This is a genomic window from Microbacterium sp. Ru50 (genome assembly GCF_002920555.1).
Classification (GTDB): Bacteria; Actinomycetota; Actinomycetes; order Actinomycetales; family Microbacteriaceae; genus Microbacterium; species Microbacterium arborescens.
This window is the reverse complement of record NZ_PQSV01000002.1, coordinates 292219-313569: the sequence shown is the minus strand read 5'-3', so window position 1 is coordinate 313569 and position 21351 is coordinate 292219. Positions and strand designations below refer to the sequence as shown.

Sequence of the window (21351 nt, the reverse complement as noted above, 5' to 3'; positions counted from 1 at the left end):
GTATGGGCCTATGACAGCACCGCGCATTCTCGTCGTGGACGACGAACCGAACATCCGTGACCTGCTGATCACCGGGCTGAAGTTCGCCGGATACCAGGTCCGCGCCGTGGGCAACGGAGCGCAGACGATCTCGGCGGTGCTCGAGGAGGAGCCCGACCTGATCGTGCTCGACGTGATGCTGCCCGACATGAACGGCTTCAGCGTCACCAAGCGCCTGCGGGGCGCGGGCTACACCGCGCCGATCCTCTTCCTCACCGCGAAGGACGAGACCGAGGACAAGATCGAGGGACTCAACGCCGGCGGCGACGACTACGTCACGAAGCCCTTCAGCCTCGACGAGATCGTCGCCCGCATCCAGGCCATCCTCCGCCGCACGATGCAGGCCGACGAGGAGTCGATCATCCGCGCCGGCGAGCTGACGATGGACCAGGACACGCACGATGTGCAGGTCGGGGACGTCTCGATCGACCTGTCGCCGACGGAGTTCAAGCTGCTGCGCTACCTGATGCTCAACCCCAACCGCGTGCTGAGCAAGGCGCAAATCCTCGATCACGTGTGGGAGTACGACTTCAACGGCGACGCCGGCATCGTCGAGAGCTACATCTCGTACCTCCGCCGCAAGATCGACCCGCACTCCTCCGAGCCGCTGATCCAGACCAAGCGCGGCTTCGGCTACATGCTCAAGGCCGACAAGTCGGCGTGATCCGCGGGAGCGCAGACGCCTGAGCGATTCCGCGAACGACGGCGTCACCCGATGGTGGCGCGGCATCAGCCTGCGCACGAAAGTCACGGGCGTCATCGTCACCCTGCTGGCGATGGGGCTGATCGCGGCGGGCGTGGGAACGATGATCTTCCTCCGCAACGCTCAGGTTGCGGCTCTCGACGGCAGCCTGCGGTCGTTGGCCCCGACTGACCTGGCGAGCACGGTGATGGATGTCTCCGTCGAAGACGGAATCGCCCTCTTCGAGGCGAAGGAGTCCCCGGCGCCGACCACCTTCGTCGTGGCGATCTACAGCGCTGAGGGCGAGCTGCTGTCGGTGGCGGGCGGGCCCGAGTCGATCCGCCCCGATCTTCCCGCCTCGTTCCCTCTCGATCGAACGCTCGTCAAGGGAACGGAGCCGTTCGAGCTCCCCGCCCGCCAGGGGAACGGGACCTTCCACGCGAGCGTCGACATCCTCCAGCCTGAGGGATCGCGAGAGAGCTACACGCAGCTCGTCGCGCTGCCGCTGACCTCGGTGACGCAGACCGTCGCGAACTTCATCAGCATCTACACCGTGATCGCCGCCCTCATCCTCGTGGCCGGTGCTCTCGGCACCCGCTGGCTCGTGACCCTCACCTTCCGCAGCCTCAGCCAGGTCGAGGAGACGGCGATGACGATCGCGGCCGGCGACCTGAGCCAGCGCATGGGCGACATCTCTCCCGGCACCGAGGTCGGCCGGCTGAAGATCGCCATCAACGCGATGCTCGACCGCATCGACACCGCCCTGGCCCAGCGCGACGCCACGGTCCAGCAGATGCGGCGGTTCATCGGCGACGCCAGCCACGAGCTGCGCACGCCGCTGGTGACGGTCCGCGGATATGCGGAGCTGTACCGCATGGGTGCGATCACCGACGCCGAGCACACCGCGCAGTCGATGGAGCGGATCGAGAAGGAGGCCGTCCGGATGAGCGGCCTCGTCGAGGACCTCCTGGCCCTCGCGCGCCTCGACGAACGCCGAGACCTGGTCATCACCCCCGTCGACCTGCGTCCGATCGCCCGTGATGCGGCGCTCGACACGCGAGCCGCAGCTCCCGAGCGCCAGGTGTCGGTGATCGAGTACTCCGATGAGACGTTGACCGTGGATCTGCCGACGGACACCGGGGCCGGGGCGACGGCCAAGCGCTCCGGCGGCGCCCGCAATCGCACGGGCCAGACGCTCGCCCGCCTGCGGCGACGTCCGAAGGACGACCGCGGCGCCCGCTCGGGATCGGAGTCGGGTTCGACGTCGCGGAAGGCGGATGCCGCGTCGGCGAGCACCTCGTCCGCCGCGGCCGCCGACACGAAGCCTCTGCTGCAGCCGGCCGAGCCGCCGCTCGTCCCCGTCGTGCTCGGCGACGAGAACCGCATCCGCCAGGTCGTAGCGAACCTCATCGGCAACGCCCGGCGCTACAGCCCCGAGGGCACTCCGATCGAGATCGCCGTGGGCCTGGACCGTGACGCCCGCATGGGATGGATCTCGGTGATCGATCACGGCGAAGGCATCCCGGAACCGCTGCGCGAGAAGATCTTCCAGCGGTTCTGGCGCGCCGACACGTCGCGCACGCGCGAGACCGGCGGGTCCGGCCTCGGCCTGTCGATCGTCGCGTCGATCGTCGAGGCGCTGCACGGCTCGATCGATGTCCAGGCTACGCCCGGCGGCGGCGCGACGTTCCGCGTCGCATTCCCCCTGGCCGATCGCCGCGAGGCCGCCGAGCACCTCTGGATCGAGACCCAGCCGCTGCCGCGTCTGCGCGACGAGCGCTGAGCGGGATGAGGGGCGCGGCTCCTCCCCCGGCAGCGCCCAGCGTCGCTCTCTCCCCCGTCCGCCCGGCCTGCGACCGCAGGCGGTGGGAGGGGCCCTAGCGTGTCGGCATCCCACCGCACGACGCAAGGAGCGACATGGCCATCTTCTCCATCGACAGCGACGCCGTGGCGAGTGCCACCGCCGCCATCCGAGCCACCTCGGGGCGCATCGAGAGCGACACCGGCGCCATGATGGCGCAGCTGACACAGCTGCAGGGGTCGTGGACCGGAAGCGCCGCACTCGCGTTCCAGGCGGTCGTCGAGCGCTGGCGCGCCGCCCAGCGCGAAGTCGAAGCGGCGCTCGGCGACATCGGATCGGCGTTGGATGCCGCGGGCCAGCAGTATCTGCACGCCGAGGCTGCGGCCGCCGGCCTCTTTCGCTGACCCGCCCGAAACGCAGAACGGCCCCTCCCGAAGGAGGGGCCGTTCTGTCTGCGATGGATCAGAAGTCCATGCCACCCGTGGGGTCGCCCGCGGGAGCCGGGTTCTTCTCCGGCTTGTCCGCCACGACCGCCTCGGTCGTGAGGAACAGGCCGGCGATCGACGCGGCGTTCTGCAGCGCCGAGCGCGTCACCTTGGCGGGGTCGATGATGCCCTGCTCGAAGAGGTTGCCGTACTCGCCGGTCGCGGCGTTGAGGCCGTGACCGATCTCGAGCTCGGCGACCTTGTTGGCGACGACGCCCGGCTCGAGGCCGGCGTTCAGAGCGATCTGCTTCAGCGGAGCCTCGATCGCGACCTTGACGATGTTCGCGCCGGTCGCCTCGTCGCCCGAGAGCTCGAGACCGTTGAACGCGTTCTTGCCGGCCTGGATGAGCGCGACACCACCACCGGCGACGACACCCTCTTCCACAGCTGCCTTGGCGTTGCGGACAGCGTCCTCGATGCGGTGCTTGCGCTCCTTGAGCTCGACCTCGGTCGCAGCTCCGGCCTTGATGACGGCGACGCCACCGGCGAGCTTCGCGAGGCGCTCCTGGAGCTTCTCGCGGTCGTAGTCGCTGTCGGTGTTGTCGATCTCGCGGCGGATCTGGGTCACGCGACCCTCGAGCTGAGCCGAGTCACCGGCGCCCTCGACGATCGTGGTCTCGTCCTTGGTGATGATGACCTTGCGCGCACGGCCGAGCAGGTCGACGGTGGCGTTCTCGAGCTTGAGGCCGACCTCTTCGGTGATGACCTGGCCGCCGGTGAGGATCGCGATGTCCTGCAGCTGAGCCTTGCGGCGGTCGCCGAAGCCGGGGGCCTTGACGGCAGCCGACTTGAAGATGCCGCGGATCTTGTTGAGCACCAGCGTCGCGAGAGCCTCGCCCTCGACGTCCTCCGCGATGATGAGGAGTTCCTTGCCCTCCTGGATCACCTTGTCGACGATGGGCAGAAGGTCCTTGATGTTCGAGATCTTCTGGTTCGCGATGAGGATGTACGGGTCTTCGAAGACAGCCTCCTGGCGCTCCGGGTCCGTGACGAAGTAAGGGTTGATGTAGCCCTTGTCGAAGCGCATGCCCTCGGTGAGCTCGAGCTCGGTGCCGAAGGTGTTCGACTCCTCGACGGTGACGACGCCTTCCTTGCCGACCTTGTCGATCGCCTCGGCGATCAGCTCGCCGATCGAGGCGTCAGCGGCCGAGATCGAAGCGGTGGCAGCGATCTGCTCCTTCGACTCGACCTCCTTCGCGTCGGCGAGGAGCTGGTCGGTGATGGCCTTGACGGCCTTCTCGATGCCCTTCTTGAGCGAGATGGGGTCCGCGCCGGCTGCGACGTTGCGCAGGCCTTCGCGAACGAGCGCCTGAGCGAGGACCGTCGCGGTGGTCGTTCCGTCACCGGCGACGTCGTCGGTCTTCTTGGCGACCTCCTTGACGAGCTCCGCACCGATCTTCTCGTACGGGTCGTCGAGCTCGATCTCCTTGGCGATCGAGACGCCATCGTTCGTGATGGTGGGGGCGCCCCACTTCTTTTCGAGCACGACGTTGCGACCGCGCGGGCCGAGCGTCACCTTGACGGCGTCGGCCAGCGTGTTCAGGCCGCGCTCGAGGCCACGGCGGGCCTCCTCGTCGAAAGCGATGATCTTTGCCATGTGTGTGTCGTCCCTCCCGGACGGTGGAGAACAGTCTTTAGCACTCGATGAACGTGAGTGCTAAAGCCATTCTGGCACTCGCCCATGGGGAGTGCAAGCCGCCCCGTCGGCGACCGGACCGGGAAACGACAGAGCGCGCCGCGATGGCGGCGCGCTCTGTGCGAGTGGTGCGATTCAGGCGACGACGCGCACCGATTCCGCTTGCGGACCCTTCTGCCCCGTCCCCACGGTGAACTCGACCGCCTGCCCTTCCTCGAGCACGCGGAAGCCGCTCATCTCGATGTTGGAGTAGTGGACGAAGACGTCCTGCCCCTCGTTCACGGTGATGAAGCCGAAGCCCTTCTCGGCGTTGAACCACTTGACGGTGCCCTGTGTCATGCGAATCTCCTGATGCTGTGCGACAGCGTCATCGTATGCAGGGCGCTCCGCCTGACCCGGCGCTTCCGGTCACTGTTGACACGGCCGCATCGAGAATTTCACGAGCGTGAAACACGCCCCCTCATTCACCCTCGGAAGAGCCGCCCGCCCGGTCCTCGCCGACCACCACGGTCAGCTGCTTGCTGGGGTTGCCGTCGGCCGCGTCGGGGCCCGCGTAGGCCTCGCTCATCTCCACGTCCGCACCCCCGATGACCTGGGCGAGACCTCGCGCAGCGCCCTCGTCCTCCGCATTGACGTAGAAGATCGTGGTCGTCGCGAAGTCATGAGTGCTGGCGTCACCCGCGTCGACGACATCCGAGTTCCACCCGGCGCCGACGACGGTGTCGCGGAGGGCGGTCGCCAGGCCGCGCTCGGAGGTGGCGTTGAGGATCAGCACCGGATAGGACGTGTCGACCACCGGATCGGCTTCCACGGGGGCTTGGACCACAGCCGTGGCGGTCGGTTCCGCCGGGAAGAGCGCGATCCGCCCGGTGACGATCATCGTGCCGACGATGCCCACCGCGACCAGGACGAGAACCGCGCCCGCGGCCCAGGCCAGAACGACGCCGGCACGGAGCCGGGGGTTCTCCGCCCGGTGGGCGCCGACTCGGGTGGTGTCGGCAGGGAGCTCGTCGAAACGGTCTTTCGGGTATGTCGTTGTCGGCACGGAGGAATGCTATCTGGCCAAGCTCCGCGTCACATGGCCGCGCGTTCGGCGCGCGAACGCTCCGCAGCCGCGCGCATGCGCCGCAGCCGGTGCACCAGCATGGGGTCGTGCGAAACCGCATCAGGCGAGTCGATGATGCGCCCCAGCAGCTGGTAGTACCGCGCCGGGCTCAACGAGAGCTCGGCGCGCACGGCCTCTTCTTTCGCGCCGCTGTGGGCACCCCAACGCGCCTCGAAGTCGAGGATCGAGCGGTCGCGATCGGAGAGTGCCACTCCTCCACGTTACGACCGCGGTCGCTCGGATCCGGGACGCCACTCCCACCACCGCCCGAGCGGGTCGGCTGCCGCGTCGATCTCGCCATCGAGCGCCACGGCGAAGCCACCCCGCCAGTCGCTCGGCTCACCCGACCACGCGTCGTGGGTCGCCGGGTCGTCGATCGTCAGCCATCGCCCGAGATCGCGGGCGCGCTCGATCACCCGCGAACGACGCTCACGCGGAATGTGGACGAGGACGCCGGGAGTGGTGATCACCAGCGTCGCCCCCGCCGGCGCGAGAGCCGCGGCCTCCGGCAGAAGGTCGAGAGCGTCTCCGGCGAACAGGAGGGGCGGGTCGGATGCCGCGACCGCCGCGGCCGCGCGGATCCGATCGGCCCGTCCGTTCTCGCCGGGCCAGACCAGCCGAGCCAGCCAGTCGACGTCGCGAGGGTCGCGCACGTCGAGCGGGGCGAGGTCGATGCCGGCACGCCAGACGATGTCGGGATGCCGCACCTGCGGCATCCGCTCCCCCGCAACCGCGCTGACGAGCTCGACGTCCGAGACGCCGGTCACCGGATCCAGCCGCACCTCGCCTCCGTCTACGCCGACATATCGATACGAGTAGCGGTCGGGATACAGGCACAGCCCCGCGCTCGCCCCGACCTCCAGCAGCGCGATCGGGCCGGTCACCCGCGAGAGCGTCGGGAGGAGTGCCGCGCAGCGCAGGGGCTCGTTCGTCTGCACCGAGCGCGCGAGGCTCTCCGAGACCACAGCCTCGGCATGCGCCAGCACCCAAGCGGCCCATGTTGGGGCATCGACGTCGCCCGACCCGAGCAGCCGGCACACCGCGAACACGAGCGGCGGCTGGCGGCGGTTCGCGGGAAGGCGCGAGAGCACCTCCTGCAGGGCCGGATCCTCGACGACGCGCCACGCCCAGTCGGCGTACAGCTCGGAGCGGCCCGGAGCCTCGTCTGCGGCGAAACGCCGGTAACGCTCGATCACGGCGGCGAACTCGTCGGACATGAGGACATTCTCCGGGAACATCGACCCCCAACGTCGAGTTGAATAGGACGAGGCGAAGGAGCAGACATGACCTATTCCGTGAACAAGACCGACGAGCAGTGGCGCGAGGAGCTCACCCCCGAGCAGTACGCGGTGCTGCGGCAGGCCGGCACCGAACGCGCGTGGACCGGCGAGCTGCTCGACGAGAGCCGCGCGGGCCTGTACACCTGCGCCGCCTGCGGCGCCGAGCTGTTCCAGAGCGGCACGAAGTTCGACTCGCACTGCGGGTGGCCGAGCTTCTACGAGTCGGTGCGTCCCGAGGCGGTCGAGCTCATCGAGGACCGTTCGCACGGGATGGTGCGCACGGAGGTGCGCTGCGCGAACTGCGGTTCGCACCTGGGCCACGTGTTCCCCGATGGTTTCGGCACGCCCACCGGCGACCGCTACTGCATGAACTCGCTGTCGCTGTCGTTCACCCCCGAGCAGGAGAAGTGACCGGAGCCTTCGAGGCCGCCGGCGCACGCCGGTCGTGGTCGAAGGTCACCGACGAGGCACCCTCGCACGAGGAGCTCGCGCGGCTGGTCTCGGCCGCGGGGCGTGTCGCCGACCACTCCTCGCTGCGCCCGTGGCGGCTCATCGAGATCAGAGGCGACGGGCGCACGCGGCTGGGCCGCGCGCTGAACAAGGCCGAGGGCAAGCGCGGTGTCTCGACGAAGCCGATGCGCGCACCGCTGCTCATCGCGGTCGTCGCCAGCTACCGCAAGAAGAGCAAGGTCCCGCGGTGGGAGCAGGAGGCCGTGGCGTCCGGCGTCGCGCACATGCTGAGCCTGCTGCTCGACGAGGCGGGCTGGGGCGTGTTCTGGCGCACCGGGGGCGCGACGCGCTCCAAAGCCGTCGCGAAGGCGCACAAGCTCGGTAAGCGCGAGGAACTGCTCGGGTGGCTCTATGTGGGCGGCAAGCCCGCAGACCGGGACTCGGGCCGACGCAAGACGATCGACGCCGAGGACTTCCTCAGCCCGATGCCCTGAACGCGTCAGGTGGGCGGCGGCCCGCCTGACCGCACCCGCCGTGTTCTCAGGCGACTGTCATCGAGCAGGTCGGACATGTCGACATCGAGGGCCGCCGAGATCCGTGCCAGCTCCTCGATCGACATGGCCGACGGGCGCCGGACATGCAGGCGGCGTGCGAGCGTTCGCATCGGGATGCCGCTCGCCTCAGCCAGCCATTCCTGCGTCAACCGCTCATCCGCGAGGACCGCGCGGATGGACCGGGCCACTCGAGCGCTTAGCAAGCCGTCTGCCATATGGCAACACTATTGACACGCTTGCCACATGGCAATGGTTCCGCCAAACTTGGCACGTGCCCACAGGAAGAACGCCGGAACCCGGCCCGCTCAGCCACCATGTCGCGAATCTGCTCGCCGCCGAGATCGCCCGCCGCGGACTGCGGCAGACAGACGTCGCCGCACAGGCGGGCATGTCGGCCTCGCAGCTGTCGCGCGTCCTCGCCGTGAAGAAGGTCTTCACGCTCGACCAACTCGACGCGGTGTGCCGCGCCGTCGGCATCCCCATCGCGCAGGTCGTCGTGATGCCCGGCGAGCAGGCGCGGCACGCCCACCGAACCGACCGCATCGCACCCATCGATGTCGGACCGGCGCGCCGCACCGAGCGCGCGGTGGCCAAAGCGCCGCAGGACGACCTCGGCGGGGACGACGGTCGCGGATGACACGCCGCTCCGGACGGGCGGACACGATGGCGACGACTCCGCCAGACTTGGCACGTGCCCTCAGGAAAGACCCCGGAACCCGGCCCGCTCAGTCGTCATGTCGCGCACCTGCTCTCCATTGAGATCGCCCGCCGCGGACTGCGTCAGTCGGACATCGCCGCGCGAGCCGGCATGTCGTCCTCGCAGCTGTCGCGGGTGCTCGCCGCGAAGAAGGTCTTCACGCTCGACCAACTCGACGCGGTGTGCCGCGCGGTCGGCGTCCCCATCACCCAGGTCGTCGACGTGCCGGGACAGCAGCCTGGCCGGGCCCTCGACGCGGCTTCCGTCCCCCGCATCGATGTCGGACCCTCACGCGATACTGAGCGGGCGGTGGCCAAAGCGCCACACGACGACCGCGGAGGGGACGACGGTGACGGATGACGAGCTTCTCGACACACTCGATCTTCTCGGCGTACGCGTGACCATCGTCGATCTGCCTCCCGACCGCGGCGAGTACGAGCACGGGCTTCGGATCGTCCGGCTCCGGCCGGGAATGGCCCGTCGCCTCCACCGGTCGGTCCTGGCACACGAGTGCGCCCACGCCGTCTACGGCGACGTGCCGCTTCGCGACCCGCACCACGCCGAACGGCAAGAGACGCGGGCCGACGAATGGGCGGCACGGACGCTGGTGTCGGTCGACGACTACGCGCGCGCCGAGAGCATCCACGACGGTCACGTGGATGCGATGGCCCTCGAGCTCGACGTCACCGTCGACCTGATCCGAGCCTTCCAACGCACGCTCCGACATCCGCGCGCCCTTCGCATGCCGGGCATCCCGACGAGCGCTTCCCGGTAGCACAGCGTTCCGCATGCAGCCGACCGCATGCGTCGAGACGTAAAATCGACGGATGCCCGGATGCGCCTCGAGCGCGGGTCGGAGGCAGAAGCCGCTGGCCACCGGAGACACCGCGGGAGTCGCATTGCACGGAAACGCCACCACTCGTTACGACGACGTCGCCCTCCTTTCGGTCGCGAGTGTCCTCCCCTCCCGCGTCACCTCTTCCGACGCGATCGAGGACCGATTGTCGGACGTGCTGCGGCAGCTCAAACTCAAGCCGGGCCTTCTGCGCCGGGTCGCGGGCGTGAACGAGCGACGCAACTGGGCTGCGGGCGAGTCCTCCGACGACGCGACGATCCAGGCGGGGCGCCGGGCGCTCGACGAGGCGGGCGTGCGTCCCGACCAGATCGGCCTGCTCATCAACACCTCGGTGTCGCGGAAGCATCTCGAGCCCTCCGTCGCGGTGCGACTTCATCACGGGCTCGGGCTGCCCACCTCGGCCATCAACTTCGACGTCGCCAACGCTTGTCTCGGCTTCATCAACGGCATGAGCCTCGCGTCGGGAATGATCCAATCGGGCCAGATCGACTACGCGATCATCGTCAACGGCGAGGACGCCGATGAGATCCAGGTCAACACGGTCGAGCGACTCAATCGCGGCGGCCTCGACCGCGACGGGTTCATGAGCGAGTTCGCCTCGCTCACCCTCGGCTCGGGCGCCGCCGCCGCCGTGCTGGGGCGTGCGAGCGAGAACCCCGGCGGACATCGCATCGTCGGCGGCGTGACCCGCGCGGCCACGCAGTTCCACGAGCTGTGCGTCGGGAGCGTCGACGGAATGTTCACCGATGCGAAGGCTCTCCTCAAGGGCGGTCTGGCGCTCGTCGTCGACGCCTGGAAAGAAGCGCAATCGACCTTCTCGTGGTCCGGCATCGACCGTTACATCACGCACCAGGTCTCATCGGTGCACACCAACGCGATCGTCAAGGCCGTCGGCCTCGATCGCCGCCGCGTTCCGGTCACGTATCCCCAACTGGGCAACGTGGGACCGGCGTCCATCCCCATCACCCTGGATGCGGAGAAGGCGACGCTGCAGCGCGGCGATCGCGTGCTGCTCATGGGTGTCGGCTCCGGGCTGAACACCAGCATGCTGGAGCTCGCCTGGTGACCCCGGTGGTGCCGCGGGAGCTCCCCGGAATCGAGGGCGGCGTCTCGACGACCCGCGTCGTGGCCGGTGTCGGCGCCGACGCCGGATCGCAGCGACGCTGGCACCTGCTCGACACCGCTCCGCTGCTCGAGCGAGAGGGCATCACCCCGGTCGGGACGATCGTCGCGGTGCACGGCAACCCGACCTGGTCGTATCTGTGGCGCACCCTCGTCGCGGCGTCTCTGCAGCGCGCACGTGCCGGCGGACCGGCGTGGCGCATCGTCGCCGTCGATCAGCTCGAGATGGGCTACTCCGAGCGCACGACACTGACGCGGGGCCTGCCGCAGCGCATCGACGACCTCGGTGCGCTGATCGATGAACTCGGCATCACCGGCACGCTCGTCACCCTCGGCCACGACTGGGGAGGCCCGATCTCGCTGGGATGGGCCGTGCGCCATCGCGACCGCGTCGACGCCGTCGCCGTTCTCAACACCGCGGTGCATCACCCCGCTGGGATGCCGCTGCCCTCGGCCCTGCGCGTCGCGGGAGCCCGATCGCTGCTGGCCACTACGACGGTCAAGACGACCGCGTTCCTCGACACGACCCTCGCGCTGGCCGATCCTCCGCTCGCTCCCGAGGTGCGTGCCGCTTACCGGGCGCCGTACGCGTCGAGCGGACTGCGGCGCGGCATCGGCGCATTCGTCGCCGACATCCCCGCCACGCCCGAGCATCCGAGCACTCCCGCCCTCGACGAGCTCGCAGGCGGCCTCGTCGACCTGACGGTGCCCGCCCTGCTGCTGCGCGGGCCGCGCGACCCGGTGTTCGGCGAGCACCATCTCGACGACCTCGCGCGCCGCCTTCCGCACGCCGACGTGCACCGCTTCGAAGGTGCCGGACACATGCTCGCGGAGGAGCGCCCGTACGCGGACGTCGTGCTCGACTGGCTCGACGACAACGGCCTGTCCTCCGGTGACGCGACTGACGCCCGTGACGCGGGTGAGCGCCGCATCCCCGCCGACGAGAAGGATGCGGACGACGACGCTCGCGCGTTCGTCCCGATCTGGCAGCGACTCTTCGACCGCAGCGATGACGACGACACCGCCGTGGTCGATCTCACCCGACGCGTCGGCGGGGAGCCGCTGGACGTCAGCTGGCGCGAGCTCGCGCAGCGTGTGGATCACCTCGCCGCGGGGTTCGCGGCGTTCGGAATCCGACGCGGTGACCGGGTCTCGCTGCTCGTGCAGCCCGGTCCGACGCTGACCGCCGTGCTCTACGCGTGCCTGCGCATCGGCGCCGTCGTGGTGGTCGCCGACCGGGGGCTGGGAATCCGCGGGCTCTCTCGCGCCGTCCGCGGCACCGAGCCCGCCTTCGTCATCGGCGAGCAGGCCGGCCTCGCGGCCGCACGCGCACTCGGGTGGCCGGGCCGGCGCATCTCGGCTCCGAATCTGCCCGCCCCGGCAGCCCGTGCGCTCGGCGTCGAGGCGTCGCTCGCCGAGATCGCCACCTCGGGTTCTCGCGGCGCGGTGCCGGCGCCGCCGTCTGCCGACGACGAAGCGGCGATCCTCTTCACCTCCGGCTCCACCGGCCCCGCCAAGGGTGTCGTGTACACCCACGCGCAGCTCGCCGCGCTCCGCGACACCCTCGGATCGCACTTCGACGTCACCCCCGATGTCGGGCTGGTGACGGGCTTCGCCCCCTTCGCCCTGCTGGGTCCTGCGCTCGGCACGCGATCGGCGACGCCGCGCATGGATGTCTCAGCGCCGCGCACGCTCACGGCGACCGCGGTCGCCGAAGCGGTCCGCGCCTCCCGTGCGCGCATCGTGTTCCTCTCTCCCGCGGCCGTAGCGAATGTCTGTGCGACGGCCGATGCGCTCACAACCGACGATCGCGCAGCGCTCGCGCAGGTGCGCACGTTCCTTTCGACCGGCGCGCCCGTGAGCATCGGCCTTCTGCGCCAGGCGCACGAGCTCATGCCCGAGGCCGAAGCTCACACGCCGTACGGCATGACCGAGTGCCTGCTCGTCACCGACGTCACCCTCGACGAGCTCGAGCGAACGCAGTCGGCGCCCGACGCCGGCGTCTGCGTGGGCACGCCGATCGGCACGGGCACGGTCCGCATCTCCGGCCTCGACGCCGATGGCCATGCAACCGGCGACCTCTCAGACACACCGCATGTCACGGGCGAGATCGTGATCTCGGCGCCCCACCTCAAGCGCGGCTACCACCGCCTGTGGGCGACCGATCGCGAGGCGGTGCGAGGTACGGGCTCCCACCCCGGCCGCTGGCATCGCACCGGAGACGTCGGTCACTTCGACGCCGAGGGTCGGCTCTGGGTCGAGGGGCGGCTCCCCCATGTCGTCGTCACGAGCGACGGGCCCGTGACCCCGGTCGGTCCCGAACAGCAGATCGAGAGGGTCGAGGGCGTCCGCCGCGCGGCCGTCGTGGGTGTCGGGCCCCGGGGCCGCCAGGTGTGCGTCGCCGTCGTCGAGACGACGCCCGGGGCGCGCCGGCCCGGCCTCGCCCCGTCGGCACTGGCCGAGCGCATCCGTGCGGCATCCGACTCCGCGATCGCTGCCGTGCTCGTCGTGCCGGCCCTGCCCACCGACATCCGGCACAACTCCAAGATCGACCGGTCGCGCCTGGCGGCGTGGGCCGAGCGCGCGCTCGCCGGCGAGAAGCCGAGCGCACCGTGATCGTCCTGGCCACCGGGGCATCCGGTTTTCTCGGTCGCGCTGTCGTCGCGGACCTGCTCTCCGCCGGGCACGAGGTGCGCACCTTACAGCGCCGCCCGTCCGGCGTCACCGGAGCGCACGACATCCGGGGATCGGTCACCGATGCGACCACCGTGGCGGATGCCGTGGCGGGCGCGGATGCCGTCGTCCACCTCGCCGCGAAAGTGTCGCTCGCCGGTGACAGACGCGAGTTCCACGACGTCAACGTCGGGGGTACGACGACCCTCCTCGATGCCGCCGCAGCGGCGGGAGTGTCGCGCTTCGTGCAGGTCTCCTCCCCCTCCGTCGCTCACGCCGGCTCCGCTCTCGCGGGCGCCGGGGCCGATCCCGCCGACCCCGTTCGCGCGCGCGGCGAGTACGCGCGAACGAAGGCCGAGGCCGAGCTGATCGCACTCGGACGCGACTCCGAGGCGATGCGCGTCGTCGCCGTGAGGCCGCATCTGGTGTGGGGCCCGGGCGACCCGCAGCTCATCGAGCGCATCGTGGCTCGCGCTCGACGGCGCACGCTGCCGCTCCTGAACGGGGGCACGGCCCTCATCGACACCACATACGTCGACAACGCCGCGTCGGGCATCGTGGCCGCGCTGGAGCGAGCGGACGCCGTCGGCGGTCGCGCTTACGTGCTCACCAACGGCGAACCGCGATCCGTGGGCGACCTGATGGCGGGCATCTGCCGCGCAGCGGGAGCCCCCGAGCCGAAGCTGCGCCTGCCGGCTGCCGTCGCCCGTGCGGCAGGAGCCGCCGTGGAGAAGGTCTGGGACGTGCGTCCCGGCGCCGACGAGCCGCCGATGACGCGATTCCTCGCCGAGCAGCTGTCGACCGCGCACTGGTTCGATCAGACGGAGATCCGGCGCGACTTGCGGTGGGCGCCGACCGTCTCGATCGATGAAGGACTCTCACGACTCGCGGAGCACTACGCCGCACACCGCTGAGACTCTCAGCGGACGCGGCGCCGCCAGGGAACGACGGCGATGATGACGCCGACGAAGGCGACCGCGGCGGCCGTGGTCGCAGCCAGCAGCGACGGTCCGGACGGGGGCGGAGCGATCGCGTCGAGGACGATCGAGGCGGCGAGGAGTCCGACGACGGATCCGAGGCCGAGGAGCAGCACCCCGGTGCGCTTGACCAACGCCGCCGAGATCACGATGTAGACCACGCCCGTCGCACCGCCGAGGTACATCCAGGGCTCGGCCTGCAGCGCCCCCGGCATCCCGTTGACCGTCACACTCACCGCCGCTGCGATGCCGAGCGCGATCGATCCTCCCGCGAAGTTCACCACCGTCGTCGACAGCGGGCTGCCGAGCTCCTGCCGGAGCCGGCCGTTGGTGGCCTGCTGCCAGGCGATGCCGGCTCCCGCGACGAGCGGCAGCGCCAGCATCCACCAGGCGACGGGCTCGCCGCGCTGGCCGAGAGCGCACAGCACGACGCCGACGATCGCCAGCAGACCGCCCGCCAGCCGGGGAACGGTCACGGCGACGACGCCGGCCGGTCCATACCCGACGCGGTCGAGCACCAGGCCACCTGCCGTCTGCCCCGCCACGAGCCCGACCGTGAAGAGCGCGACCCCGATCGTGGCGACGGTGAGCCCCTGGGTGGCGACCGTCACAGCGCCCGCGAGCCCGCCCAGCAGCATCCAGACGGGAATGCTGCGCCCCGCGCCCGCGACGAGCCGTCGGAGTCCTTGCCGGCCGGTGGGCGCGAGCAGGGTGACCACGAGGATCAGCACCAGACCGCTTCCGAACGAGATGAACGCCGCGACGAACCCATCACCGATCGCCGCGCCGAGCGCACCGTTGATACGAGCTTGAACGGCGGTGAGGACGCCGACCAACACTGTTGCGGCGATCGCCGCACCAAGCGGCAGCGCCGGGGGTCGATTCTGATCGGTCACTCGGTCAATAGTGCATCAGGAGGCACCGCGCCACGAACCGTGCGGGCTGCACGCGCCCCCTCTTGACGCTGGTGGGACGAACCGAGACCGTGGATGAGGAGAACGGGGAACGATTCGCGGGCGCGGTCCACACGCCGCATATCCCCCCTCAGTGCGGCGGCCGACTCGCGAATCGTTCCTCTTCGGGAGCCATCATGGGGCGATTCATCTACGGCAACGGCAACACGAAGGTCGAGATCGAGGACCGTGCTCTCGCGCACCTGCAACAGGTCATCGGGTCGAAGCTCCGTCGCAACGAGCGCTTCTTCTTCACCTGGCGCGACGACGTGAGCATCGGCGACGGGCGCCGGTCCGTCTGGATCCATCAGAACGCCGACCTGGTGTTCAAGTACCACGGGCATCGCCCGCCGCAGCTGAACCGGGACTGGCTCGAGGCCCTCACCACCGTCGCCAACTCCGGCGGCGGCCTCTACCTCACCCCGGAACCCCCTCCGCGCAGCCGCGTCGGCCACGACGCGGCGCTGCACGACCGGGCCGATGCGATCGGCGGCGGCTGACGCGCAGCCTAGGCTGGTTCCCATGTACGTGGGCACCATTCGTCGCGTCGAGAACACCACCGTCGAACTCGCAGGTCACTCGCTCGAGGAGATCCGGGATCAGGCACAGGCTGCCGCCCCGGAGGGCTTCGACCTCGTGTCCGCGCCGGTGCAGATGATCAAGGGCAGCAGCGAGCTCAAGGCGACCGCGACCTATCAGCGCCGCGACGGCTTGCGCGACATCGAGGCCGACGACCGGGAGGCGTTGTTCGCCAAGGTGCCCGAGGGTTGGCAGCTCGTCAACATCCGCAAGCACTGACGTCGCCCGTCCGGCCGGCTCCGCTTGGTCGCGTCGCGGAGAGCCAGACCACGTCGGGATGTCGTCGGGCCATGTCAGTCTCTGGCCGGGAGAGGAGACCCGGCCCGTGGGCACGAACAAGCGTTACGCCGATGCGATCGATCGACGGGTCGACGAACGCACCGAACGCGTCCTCATGCGCATCCCGCCGTGCACGATCCCGATGCAGGCCTACGGGCCACGCCCGCTCGAGTGGCCGGCGGACCGGCCTGCGGTGTGGGCGTGGGTGTCGTGGCCGCACAAGCCCGCCGAACGGGTCGCAGCCATCGCGCACGGGTGGAACGATCGCGTCGTGGTCGTGCACTGGATGAGCCCGGCCGGCGAGCTCAACACCGTCGTCTGGCGCAACGCCGTGACGCGCCGCGGCGAGCGCGCGCACGAATAGCCCGCCGCTGACGAGTTGGCAACCCCGTCCCGCACCATCGCCCGCCGTGGCATCGTGCGTCACGATGCGTTACGTCAAGTACGGGGGCGAGACCTTCATCACCAGCGATGCCGTCGCTCGCGCGCTGCTCGCGCTGACGGCGAGCGTGGCCGCCACATCGGGAAGTGAAGTCGTCACGGTCCTCGCGATCGAGCCGGGGTCGGAGGAGCCCGCGCAGGTCGATCTCGTCATCGGGACGGGCATCCACATTCTGTCCCGGCCCGCGGCCATCGACATCCCGGAGCCGGATTTCGAGGATGCCGTCGGCTGGCTGCAGTTGCATCCCGACTACCCCCGCCGCGCGCCTGAGCCCGGCCCGACAGCCGAGACCGACGACCTCACGTCGTGGAACGACGATTTCGGCGGAGCGATCGACATCATCTGAGATCTCGCGGCGTGAGCCGTTACGCGCAGCGCCCTTGACGACCGCTCGTGCGACGAGGACCGTTATGAGCAAGCAAGCGTGAAAAACGCGACGGCCTCCTCGCTCCCTCCCCTCATCGGAGCGGCCGTCGCCCTGTGCACGTGTGGAGGACAGCATGGGCCGCTTCATCTACGGAAACGGAAACGCCAAGGTCGAGATCGAGGATCGCACGCTCGCTCACCTGCAGCAGGTCGTCGGGGCGAAGCTCCGGCGGAGCGAGTCGTTCTTCTTCACCTGGAAGGACGACCCGAGCGTGGGCGGCGGGCGGCGTGCTGTGTGGATCCACCCGGGTGCCGACCTCGAGTTCAAGTTCCACGGCGGCCGCGAGCCCCAGCTCAGCCGGGAATGGCTCACCGCGCTCACGACCGTCGCGAGCTCCCCCACCGGACTGTACGTGGTACCGGAGCCGGCGCCGCGGGCGGCACCCTTGCACAGCGGCGGTGTCGAGCTCTACGGGGAGCGTATCGGCGGATGATCGACCGCCGGCCGGCGGTACAACGATCCCGTTTCGGTATCGGCGAGCGCCCTCGCGCACGCTGACCACGGAGGAGTCGGGAACGGTCGTCGGTCCAGGCGATAATGAGCGCCGGCGACACGACAGGCGTCTTGCCGGGTGCCATTGGAGGAGCGCATGCCGTTTCGCACGAAAGAGACGTTGGAGGCCTGGCTGGCTGAGTTCGCCGAACTCGGATACCCGATCAGCGAGCGGCTGCGGGTGATGCCGCAGGACGGCACCGACGGCTATGACACGGGCCTCATCGGCCTCGACCTGGTCAATGCCGGCACCGTGACCTACCTGCAGCCCGAGCCCGTCGGTTCGACCCGCTGGGCGATCACGTTCGAAGCCCGCGAGCAGGACGTGAAGCTCGACGCCGGCCGTGCCTTCGAGCTGTCGGCGGAGCTGGCGATGGTGTCCGCCCTCTGCTCGTTCCTGCAGTCCAAGTCCGCCGACTTCATCGCGAGCCGGGCGACCTGACGGGTCAGTCGCCGGTCGGCTCAGGAACCAGCCGCAACCCCGCCGCGCTGTTGGCCGCCTCATTGAGGAGCACGAGCCACCGCCGGTTGAGCGTCCCCGTCGGCGCTTCGGCGAAGCTGAAATACAGCGACGAGGCGCGGGAGATCCAGACGCTCCCGTACTGACCTTCCTGCCCCTCCGCGGCATCGTCGCCGTGCGTGTCGGGCTCGCTGCCCCACGTGAAGACGAAGCTCTCGTCGCGACGGAGCTTGGTGACGATCACCGCACGCAGATGCTGCAGCGCCCAGTCATCGACGTTGACGGCCGGTGCGACACCGTAGATCAGATGTCCCATGCTTCTCCCTCTCGAGCAGGGTCCGGTCTCACCCCGGACCAGGGGCCTCTGGCGCTTGAGCGTCGCGAGCGGCTGATCCACAAGGTACCTCCACCGCCGCCCGTCGGGAGACTGCGCCGAGGGGGCGAAGGATGCGCCGCGTGCGCCCGATCACGCAAGCCGCCTTGCGTGCTTTCTCCGACCGGGGACAATTGGCGGGTGCGTCGAATCCACTATGGAACAGGCGTCGTCCTCACCACGGACGACGTCGCCGACGTGTTGCTGCGCCTCAGCGTCGCCCTCGCGAACCTGTCGCACACCGAGCGGGTGACGATTCCCGTCGCCAGTGGCGACTCCGCGAACACCAGTGTCGACCTGATCCTCGGTCCCGGCATCGCGGTGATGTCCGAGCCCGCCCCCTGGTACGGCGACGAACCGGACTTCTCGACCGGTGCCACCCTGCTCCGGATGCATCCGCACTACCCCTATCGGCGTCCCGCCGATCGTCCACAGCCGATGACCCCGATCGAGGTGGACAACTGGGACCCCGATCTCGAGGGCTACTGAGCCGACTACGGGACTCGAACCCGTAACCCCCGTATTACAAGTACGGTGCGCTACCAATTGCGCCAAGTCGGCAGGACGTCCAGTCTATCGACGGACGCGGGCAGCGCAGAAACGCCTGCGGCCTCGACGGCGCCCTGTCAGGACGCGGGCGCCTCGGTGGGCGTCGGCGTCGGGGTCGGGGTGGGAGCGGACTTGTAGTACGCGTCGCTCGCGGTCGTCAGCACGAACTGCGAGAACTCGGCCGGGTCGCTCAGGTCGCCGATGTACTGCTTGCCGTTGACGAGCACCATCGGGGTCCCGGTGAGCGACAGGCCGTTCGTGTCGGGGATGCCGGCGACGGCGCGCTCTGTCGCCGACTTCGCCCAGGCGGCGTAGGAGCCCGACTCGATGCAGTCGCGGACGACGCGGGTCGAGTCGACGCCGGAGGCCTGCGCCATGTTCGCGAGCTCGGTGTCGGAGTAGCCGTCGGTGTCGACCTCGGGCTGACGCGTGAGCAGCTCGTTGTTGAACGCGAAGAAGGCGTCGGGCGCGTTCGTGGCAACGCACGCTGCCGCACTGGCCGCGCGGAGCGAGTACTTCGTTCCGTTCGACTTCGCCGTCAGCATCGCCACCGGGTAGTAGCTGAGAGTGACGGCACCGTCGTCGACCCAGGAGGTGAGCTGCTGGGCGTTGGCGACCTGCCACTCGCGAGCACCGGCGGAGAGGTAGTCGACGTAGACCCGGATCTCGACGGGCGGGGCCGTGGAGGACGTCGGAGCAGGAAGGCCCTCGGCGGGCGGCGCAGCCGCGGCATCTGGGGCGGACTCCGCCGGCGCGGACGCATCGGTCTCGGCGGCGATGTCGGTCGATACCGAGGTGTTGACCACATCGGCGACGACGAATCCGTCACCCGAGGCGGTCGCGGGCTCGAGCTGCGGCTGGCTTCCGGCGCTCGAGACGGTCATGGTGACGGCCACGGCTGCGGCGGCCACGACTCCGACAGCAAGCACTCCCAGACCCGAGCGGCGTGCGATGCGCGCACGCGACTGCCGGGTGTGAACCTGGAGCGCCTTCTCACGCACCGCCTCGCGACGGTCGGTGACTGCCGGCGTTTCAGGTGCGTCAGGAGTGTCGTCAGAAGACATGGAACCTCGGGGAACAGAAGAAGGATGAGGGCCGAGCGGTGGCACTCGCGACGGGCTTCACGAGTCACTCGATGGTAATCAGCCAGCCTGGGAAAGCCCAGAGCACCGGCCCGATCTCCATGTCTCTCGCACGCCCGCGCACGTGCCATACTGAGAGCGCGCCCGATGAGGGGCGTACGGGGGCGACCCCGTTCCATTCACAACGGATCGTCCGGCACGTACCTGCCGGTGAAGGAGAAGAAACGATGGCGACTGTCACTTTCGACAACGCAACCCGTCTGTACCCCGGTGGCACGCGCCCCGCGGTCGACAAGCTCAACCTCGAAGTGGGCGACGGCGAGTTCCTCGTCCTGGTCGGCCCCTCGGGTTGCGGAAAGTCCACCTCGCTGCGCATGCTCGCCGGCCTCGAAGAGGTCAACTCGGGCAGCATCCGCATCGGTGAGCGCGACGTCACCGACGTTCCCCCGAAGGACCGCGACATCGCGATGGTCTTCCAGAACTACGCGCTGTACCCGCACATGACGGTCGCTGAGAACATGGGCTTCGCGCTCAAGATCGCCGGCGTCGGCAAGGAAGAGCGCGCCCAGCGCGTGCTCGAGGCAGCCAAGCTCCTCGACCTCGAGGAGTACCTGACCCGCAAGCCGAAGGCTCTCTCGGGTGGTCAGCGTCAGCGTGTCGCGATGGGCCGCGCCATCGTCCGCAAGCCCCAGGTGTTCCTCATGGACGAGCCGCTGTCGAACCTCGACGCCAAGCTCCGCGTCCAGACCCGTACGCAGATCGCTTCGCTGCAGCGCAGCCTCGGCGTCACCACGGTGTACGTCACCCACGACCAGACCGAGGCCCTCACCATGGGCGACCGCATCGCGGTCCTCAAGGACGGCATCCTGCAGCAGGTCGGCACCCCGCGCGACCTGTACGAGAAGCCGAACAACGTCTTCGTCGCCGGCTTCATCGGCTCGCCCGCCATGAACCTGTTCACCGCCTCGCTCGCCGAGGGCGGCGTGCAGTTCGGCACCAAGGTCGCCCCGGTCGAGGCCGACACGCTCGGCAAGGCGCACGGCTCGACCGTCACCATCGGCATCCGCCCCGAGGACATCATCGTCAACCCCGAGGACGGCCAGGGCCTGACGGTCGACGTCGACCTGGTCGAGGAGCTCGGCGCTGACGGCTACCTCTACGGCCACACCGACATCAACGGCAAGCGCACCGACATCGTCGCGCGCGTCGACGGCCGCCGTCACCCGAACGCGGGCGACAAGGTCGTCCTGGCTCCCGTCCCCGGACACGTCCACGTGTTCGACGGCGAGACCGGCGAGCGCCTGACCGACAAGGCCATCGCCTCGGCCTGATCCGGTATCTTCGTACGCTGCGGCGCG

At 69.6% G+C, this 21351-nt stretch carries 28 protein-coding genes and 1 tRNA gene; 19 read left to right on the top strand and 10 right to left on the bottom strand.

Features of this window, described 5'->3' with window-relative positions:
* The first annotated feature begins 10 nt into the window (after positions 1–10).
* From C3481_RS11565 to C3481_RS11555, 3 genes are all read left to right on the top strand, one after another.
* Positions 11–703 carry a response regulator transcription factor gene (locus tag C3481_RS11565; RefSeq protein WP_023954791.1) on the top strand — a complete coding sequence of 231 codons (693 nt, stop codon included), beginning with the start codon at positions 11–13 and terminating at the stop codon, positions 701–703.
* Positions 704–815: 112 nt separating this feature from the next.
* Positions 816–2504 carry a cell wall metabolism sensor histidine kinase WalK gene (locus C3481_RS11560; protein WP_023954793.1) on the top strand — a complete coding sequence of 563 codons (1689 nt, stop codon included), beginning with the start codon at positions 816–818 and terminating at the stop codon, positions 2502–2504.
* Between the two features lie 134 nt (positions 2505–2638).
* Positions 2639–2926, top strand: a complete 288-nt coding sequence (locus C3481_RS11555; RefSeq protein ID WP_023954795.1) for a WXG100 family type VII secretion target — start codon at positions 2639–2641, stop codon at positions 2924–2926.
* A 58-nt stretch (positions 2927–2984) separates the two neighbouring features.
* Here the strand turns inward: C3481_RS11555 and groL are convergent, their stop codons facing one another.
* The 5 genes from groL to C3481_RS11530 all read right to left on the bottom strand — a co-directional run bounded on the left by groL (position 2985) and on the right by C3481_RS11530 (position 6965).
* Positions 2985–4604, bottom strand: a complete 1620-nt coding sequence (gene groL / locus C3481_RS11550; RefSeq protein ID WP_064954993.1) for a chaperonin GroEL — start codon at positions 4602–4604, stop codon at positions 2985–2987.
* 174 nt (positions 4605–4778) lie between these two features.
* On the bottom strand, positions 4779–4982 hold the full coding sequence (locus C3481_RS11545; RefSeq protein WP_023954799.1) for a cold-shock protein: 204 nt from the start codon (positions 4980–4982) through the stop codon (positions 4779–4781).
* Between the two features lie 121 nt (positions 4983–5103).
* Complete coding sequence (locus C3481_RS11540) at positions 5104–5688, bottom strand: LytR C-terminal domain-containing protein (protein ID WP_103842403.1); 585 nt, start codon at positions 5686–5688, stop codon at positions 5104–5106.
* 29 nt (positions 5689–5717) lie between these two features.
* Positions 5718–5960: a DUF3263 domain-containing protein gene (locus C3481_RS11535; RefSeq protein WP_023954805.1), complete on the bottom strand. Its 243-nt coding sequence runs from the start codon at positions 5958–5960 to the stop codon at positions 5718–5720.
* A gap of 9 nt (positions 5961–5969) precedes the next feature.
* Entirely contained in the window at positions 5970–6965 is a 996-nt protein-coding gene (locus C3481_RS11530; RefSeq protein ID WP_103842401.1) for a DUF2332 family protein, read from the bottom strand.
* A 66-nt stretch (positions 6966–7031) separates the two neighbouring features.
* On the opposite strand from C3481_RS11530, the gene msrB reads away from it, so the two are divergent.
* Positions 7032–7439, top strand: coding sequence for a peptide-methionine (R)-S-oxide reductase MsrB (gene msrB, locus C3481_RS11525; RefSeq protein WP_023954808.1), 408 nt, complete (start codon positions 7032–7034; stop codon positions 7437–7439).
* Positions 7436–7972, top strand: a complete 537-nt coding sequence (locus C3481_RS11520; RefSeq protein WP_103842399.1) for a nitroreductase family protein — start codon at positions 7436–7438, stop codon at positions 7970–7972. The genes msrB and C3481_RS11520 overlap by 4 nt, the downstream gene beginning before the upstream one ends.
* A 5-nt stretch (positions 7973–7977) precedes the next feature.
* Here the strand turns inward: C3481_RS11520 and C3481_RS11515 are convergent, their stop codons facing one another.
* Entirely contained in the window at positions 7978–8220 is a 243-nt protein-coding gene (locus tag C3481_RS11515; RefSeq protein ID WP_071917912.1) for a helix-turn-helix transcriptional regulator, read from the bottom strand.
* A gap of 83 nt (positions 8221–8303) precedes the next feature.
* Here C3481_RS11515 and C3481_RS11510 point away from each other — a divergent pair, with 83 nt between their 5' ends.
* From C3481_RS11510 to C3481_RS11485, 6 genes are read left to right on the top strand one after another with little or no spacing between them, the layout of a single operon-like run.
* Positions 8304–8669 (top strand): helix-turn-helix domain-containing protein, encoded by a 366-nt coding sequence (locus C3481_RS11510; RefSeq protein ID WP_162815266.1) that lies wholly within the window; start codon positions 8304–8306, stop codon positions 8667–8669.
* 54 nt (positions 8670–8723) lie between these two features.
* Positions 8724–9089: a helix-turn-helix domain-containing protein gene (locus C3481_RS11505; RefSeq protein ID WP_071917910.1), complete on the top strand. Its 366-nt coding sequence runs from the start codon at positions 8724–8726 to the stop codon at positions 9087–9089.
* The gene (locus C3481_RS11500; protein ID WP_103842397.1) at positions 9079–9504 is read left to right on the top strand and encodes an ImmA/IrrE family metallo-endopeptidase; all 426 of its coding nucleotides are present in this window, start codon (positions 9079–9081) and stop codon (positions 9502–9504) included. The genes C3481_RS11505 and C3481_RS11500 overlap by 11 nt, the downstream gene beginning before the upstream one ends.
* A 52-nt stretch (positions 9505–9556) precedes the next feature.
* The gene (locus tag C3481_RS11495) at positions 9557–10651 is read left to right on the top strand and encodes a 3-oxoacyl-ACP synthase III (RefSeq protein WP_103842395.1); all 1095 of its coding nucleotides are present in this window, start codon (positions 9557–9559) and stop codon (positions 10649–10651) included.
* Between the two features lie 5 nt (positions 10652–10656).
* A complete protein-coding gene (locus tag C3481_RS11490; protein WP_258039112.1) occupies positions 10657–13323 on the top strand; it encodes an alpha/beta fold hydrolase in 2667 nt (888 codons plus the stop codon).
* Positions 13320–14294, top strand: a complete 975-nt coding sequence (locus C3481_RS11485) for an NAD(P)-dependent oxidoreductase (protein WP_103842544.1) — start codon at positions 13320–13322, stop codon at positions 14292–14294. The genes C3481_RS11490 and C3481_RS11485 overlap by 4 nt, the downstream gene beginning before the upstream one ends.
* 5 nt (positions 14295–14299) lie before the next feature.
* On the opposite strand, the gene C3481_RS11480 is transcribed toward C3481_RS11485, so the two are convergent.
* Positions 14300–15253, bottom strand: coding sequence for a DMT family transporter (locus C3481_RS11480; RefSeq protein ID WP_023954827.1), 954 nt, complete (start codon positions 15251–15253; stop codon positions 14300–14302).
* Positions 15254–15447: 194 nt separating this feature from the next.
* On the opposite strand from C3481_RS11480, the gene C3481_RS11475 reads away from it, so the two are divergent.
* The 6 genes from C3481_RS11475 (at position 15448) to C3481_RS11450 (ending at position 17971) form a co-directional block, all read left to right on the top strand.
* Complete coding sequence (locus C3481_RS11475; protein ID WP_103842393.1) at positions 15448–15810, top strand: ATP-dependent DNA ligase; 363 nt, start codon at positions 15448–15450, stop codon at positions 15808–15810.
* Positions 15811–15832: 22 nt separating this feature from the next.
* A complete protein-coding gene (locus C3481_RS11470) occupies positions 15833–16108 on the top strand; it encodes a hypothetical protein (protein ID WP_023954831.1) in 276 nt (91 codons plus the stop codon).
* A 106-nt stretch (positions 16109–16214) separates the two neighbouring features.
* The gene (locus C3481_RS11465) at positions 16215–16532 is read left to right on the top strand and encodes a hypothetical protein (RefSeq protein ID WP_103842391.1); all 318 of its coding nucleotides are present in this window, start codon (positions 16215–16217) and stop codon (positions 16530–16532) included.
* 64 nt (positions 16533–16596) lie between these two features.
* Positions 16597–16956 carry a hypothetical protein gene (locus C3481_RS11460; RefSeq protein WP_137750504.1) on the top strand — a complete coding sequence of 120 codons (360 nt, stop codon included), beginning with the start codon at positions 16597–16599 and terminating at the stop codon, positions 16954–16956.
* A 154-nt stretch (positions 16957–17110) separates the two neighbouring features.
* A complete protein-coding gene (locus C3481_RS11455) occupies positions 17111–17470 on the top strand; it encodes a hypothetical protein (RefSeq protein ID WP_023954837.1) in 360 nt (119 codons plus the stop codon).
* Between the two features lie 156 nt (positions 17471–17626).
* Complete coding sequence (locus tag C3481_RS11450) at positions 17627–17971, top strand: hypothetical protein (protein ID WP_023954838.1); 345 nt, start codon at positions 17627–17629, stop codon at positions 17969–17971.
* 4 nt (positions 17972–17975) lie between these two features.
* Here C3481_RS11450 and C3481_RS11445 read toward each other — a convergent pair whose 3' ends face one another.
* Positions 17976–18305: a hypothetical protein gene (locus tag C3481_RS11445; protein WP_023954840.1), complete on the bottom strand. Its 330-nt coding sequence runs from the start codon at positions 18303–18305 to the stop codon at positions 17976–17978.
* Positions 18306–18503: 198 nt separating this feature from the next.
* Between C3481_RS11445 and C3481_RS11440 the strand changes: the two genes are divergently transcribed.
* Positions 18504–18851, top strand: a complete 348-nt coding sequence (locus C3481_RS11440) for a hypothetical protein (RefSeq protein WP_103842389.1) — start codon at positions 18504–18506, stop codon at positions 18849–18851.
* Here C3481_RS11440 and C3481_RS11435 read toward each other — a convergent pair.
* Both C3481_RS11435 and C3481_RS11430 read right to left on the bottom strand, forming a co-directional pair.
* Positions 18851–18923 (bottom strand) — tRNA-Thr (locus C3481_RS11435). The genes C3481_RS11440 and C3481_RS11435 overlap by 1 nt on opposite strands.
* Positions 18924–18988: 65 nt before the next feature.
* On the bottom strand, positions 18989–19975 hold the full coding sequence (locus C3481_RS11430) for a thioredoxin domain-containing protein (protein WP_103842387.1): 987 nt from the start codon (positions 19973–19975) through the stop codon (positions 18989–18991).
* 245 nt (positions 19976–20220) lie between these two features.
* Between C3481_RS11430 and C3481_RS11425 the strand changes: the two genes are divergently transcribed.
* Entirely contained in the window at positions 20221–21324 is a 1104-nt protein-coding gene (locus tag C3481_RS11425; protein WP_023954846.1) for an ABC transporter ATP-binding protein, read from the top strand.
* Positions 21325–21351 lie beyond the last annotated feature (27 nt).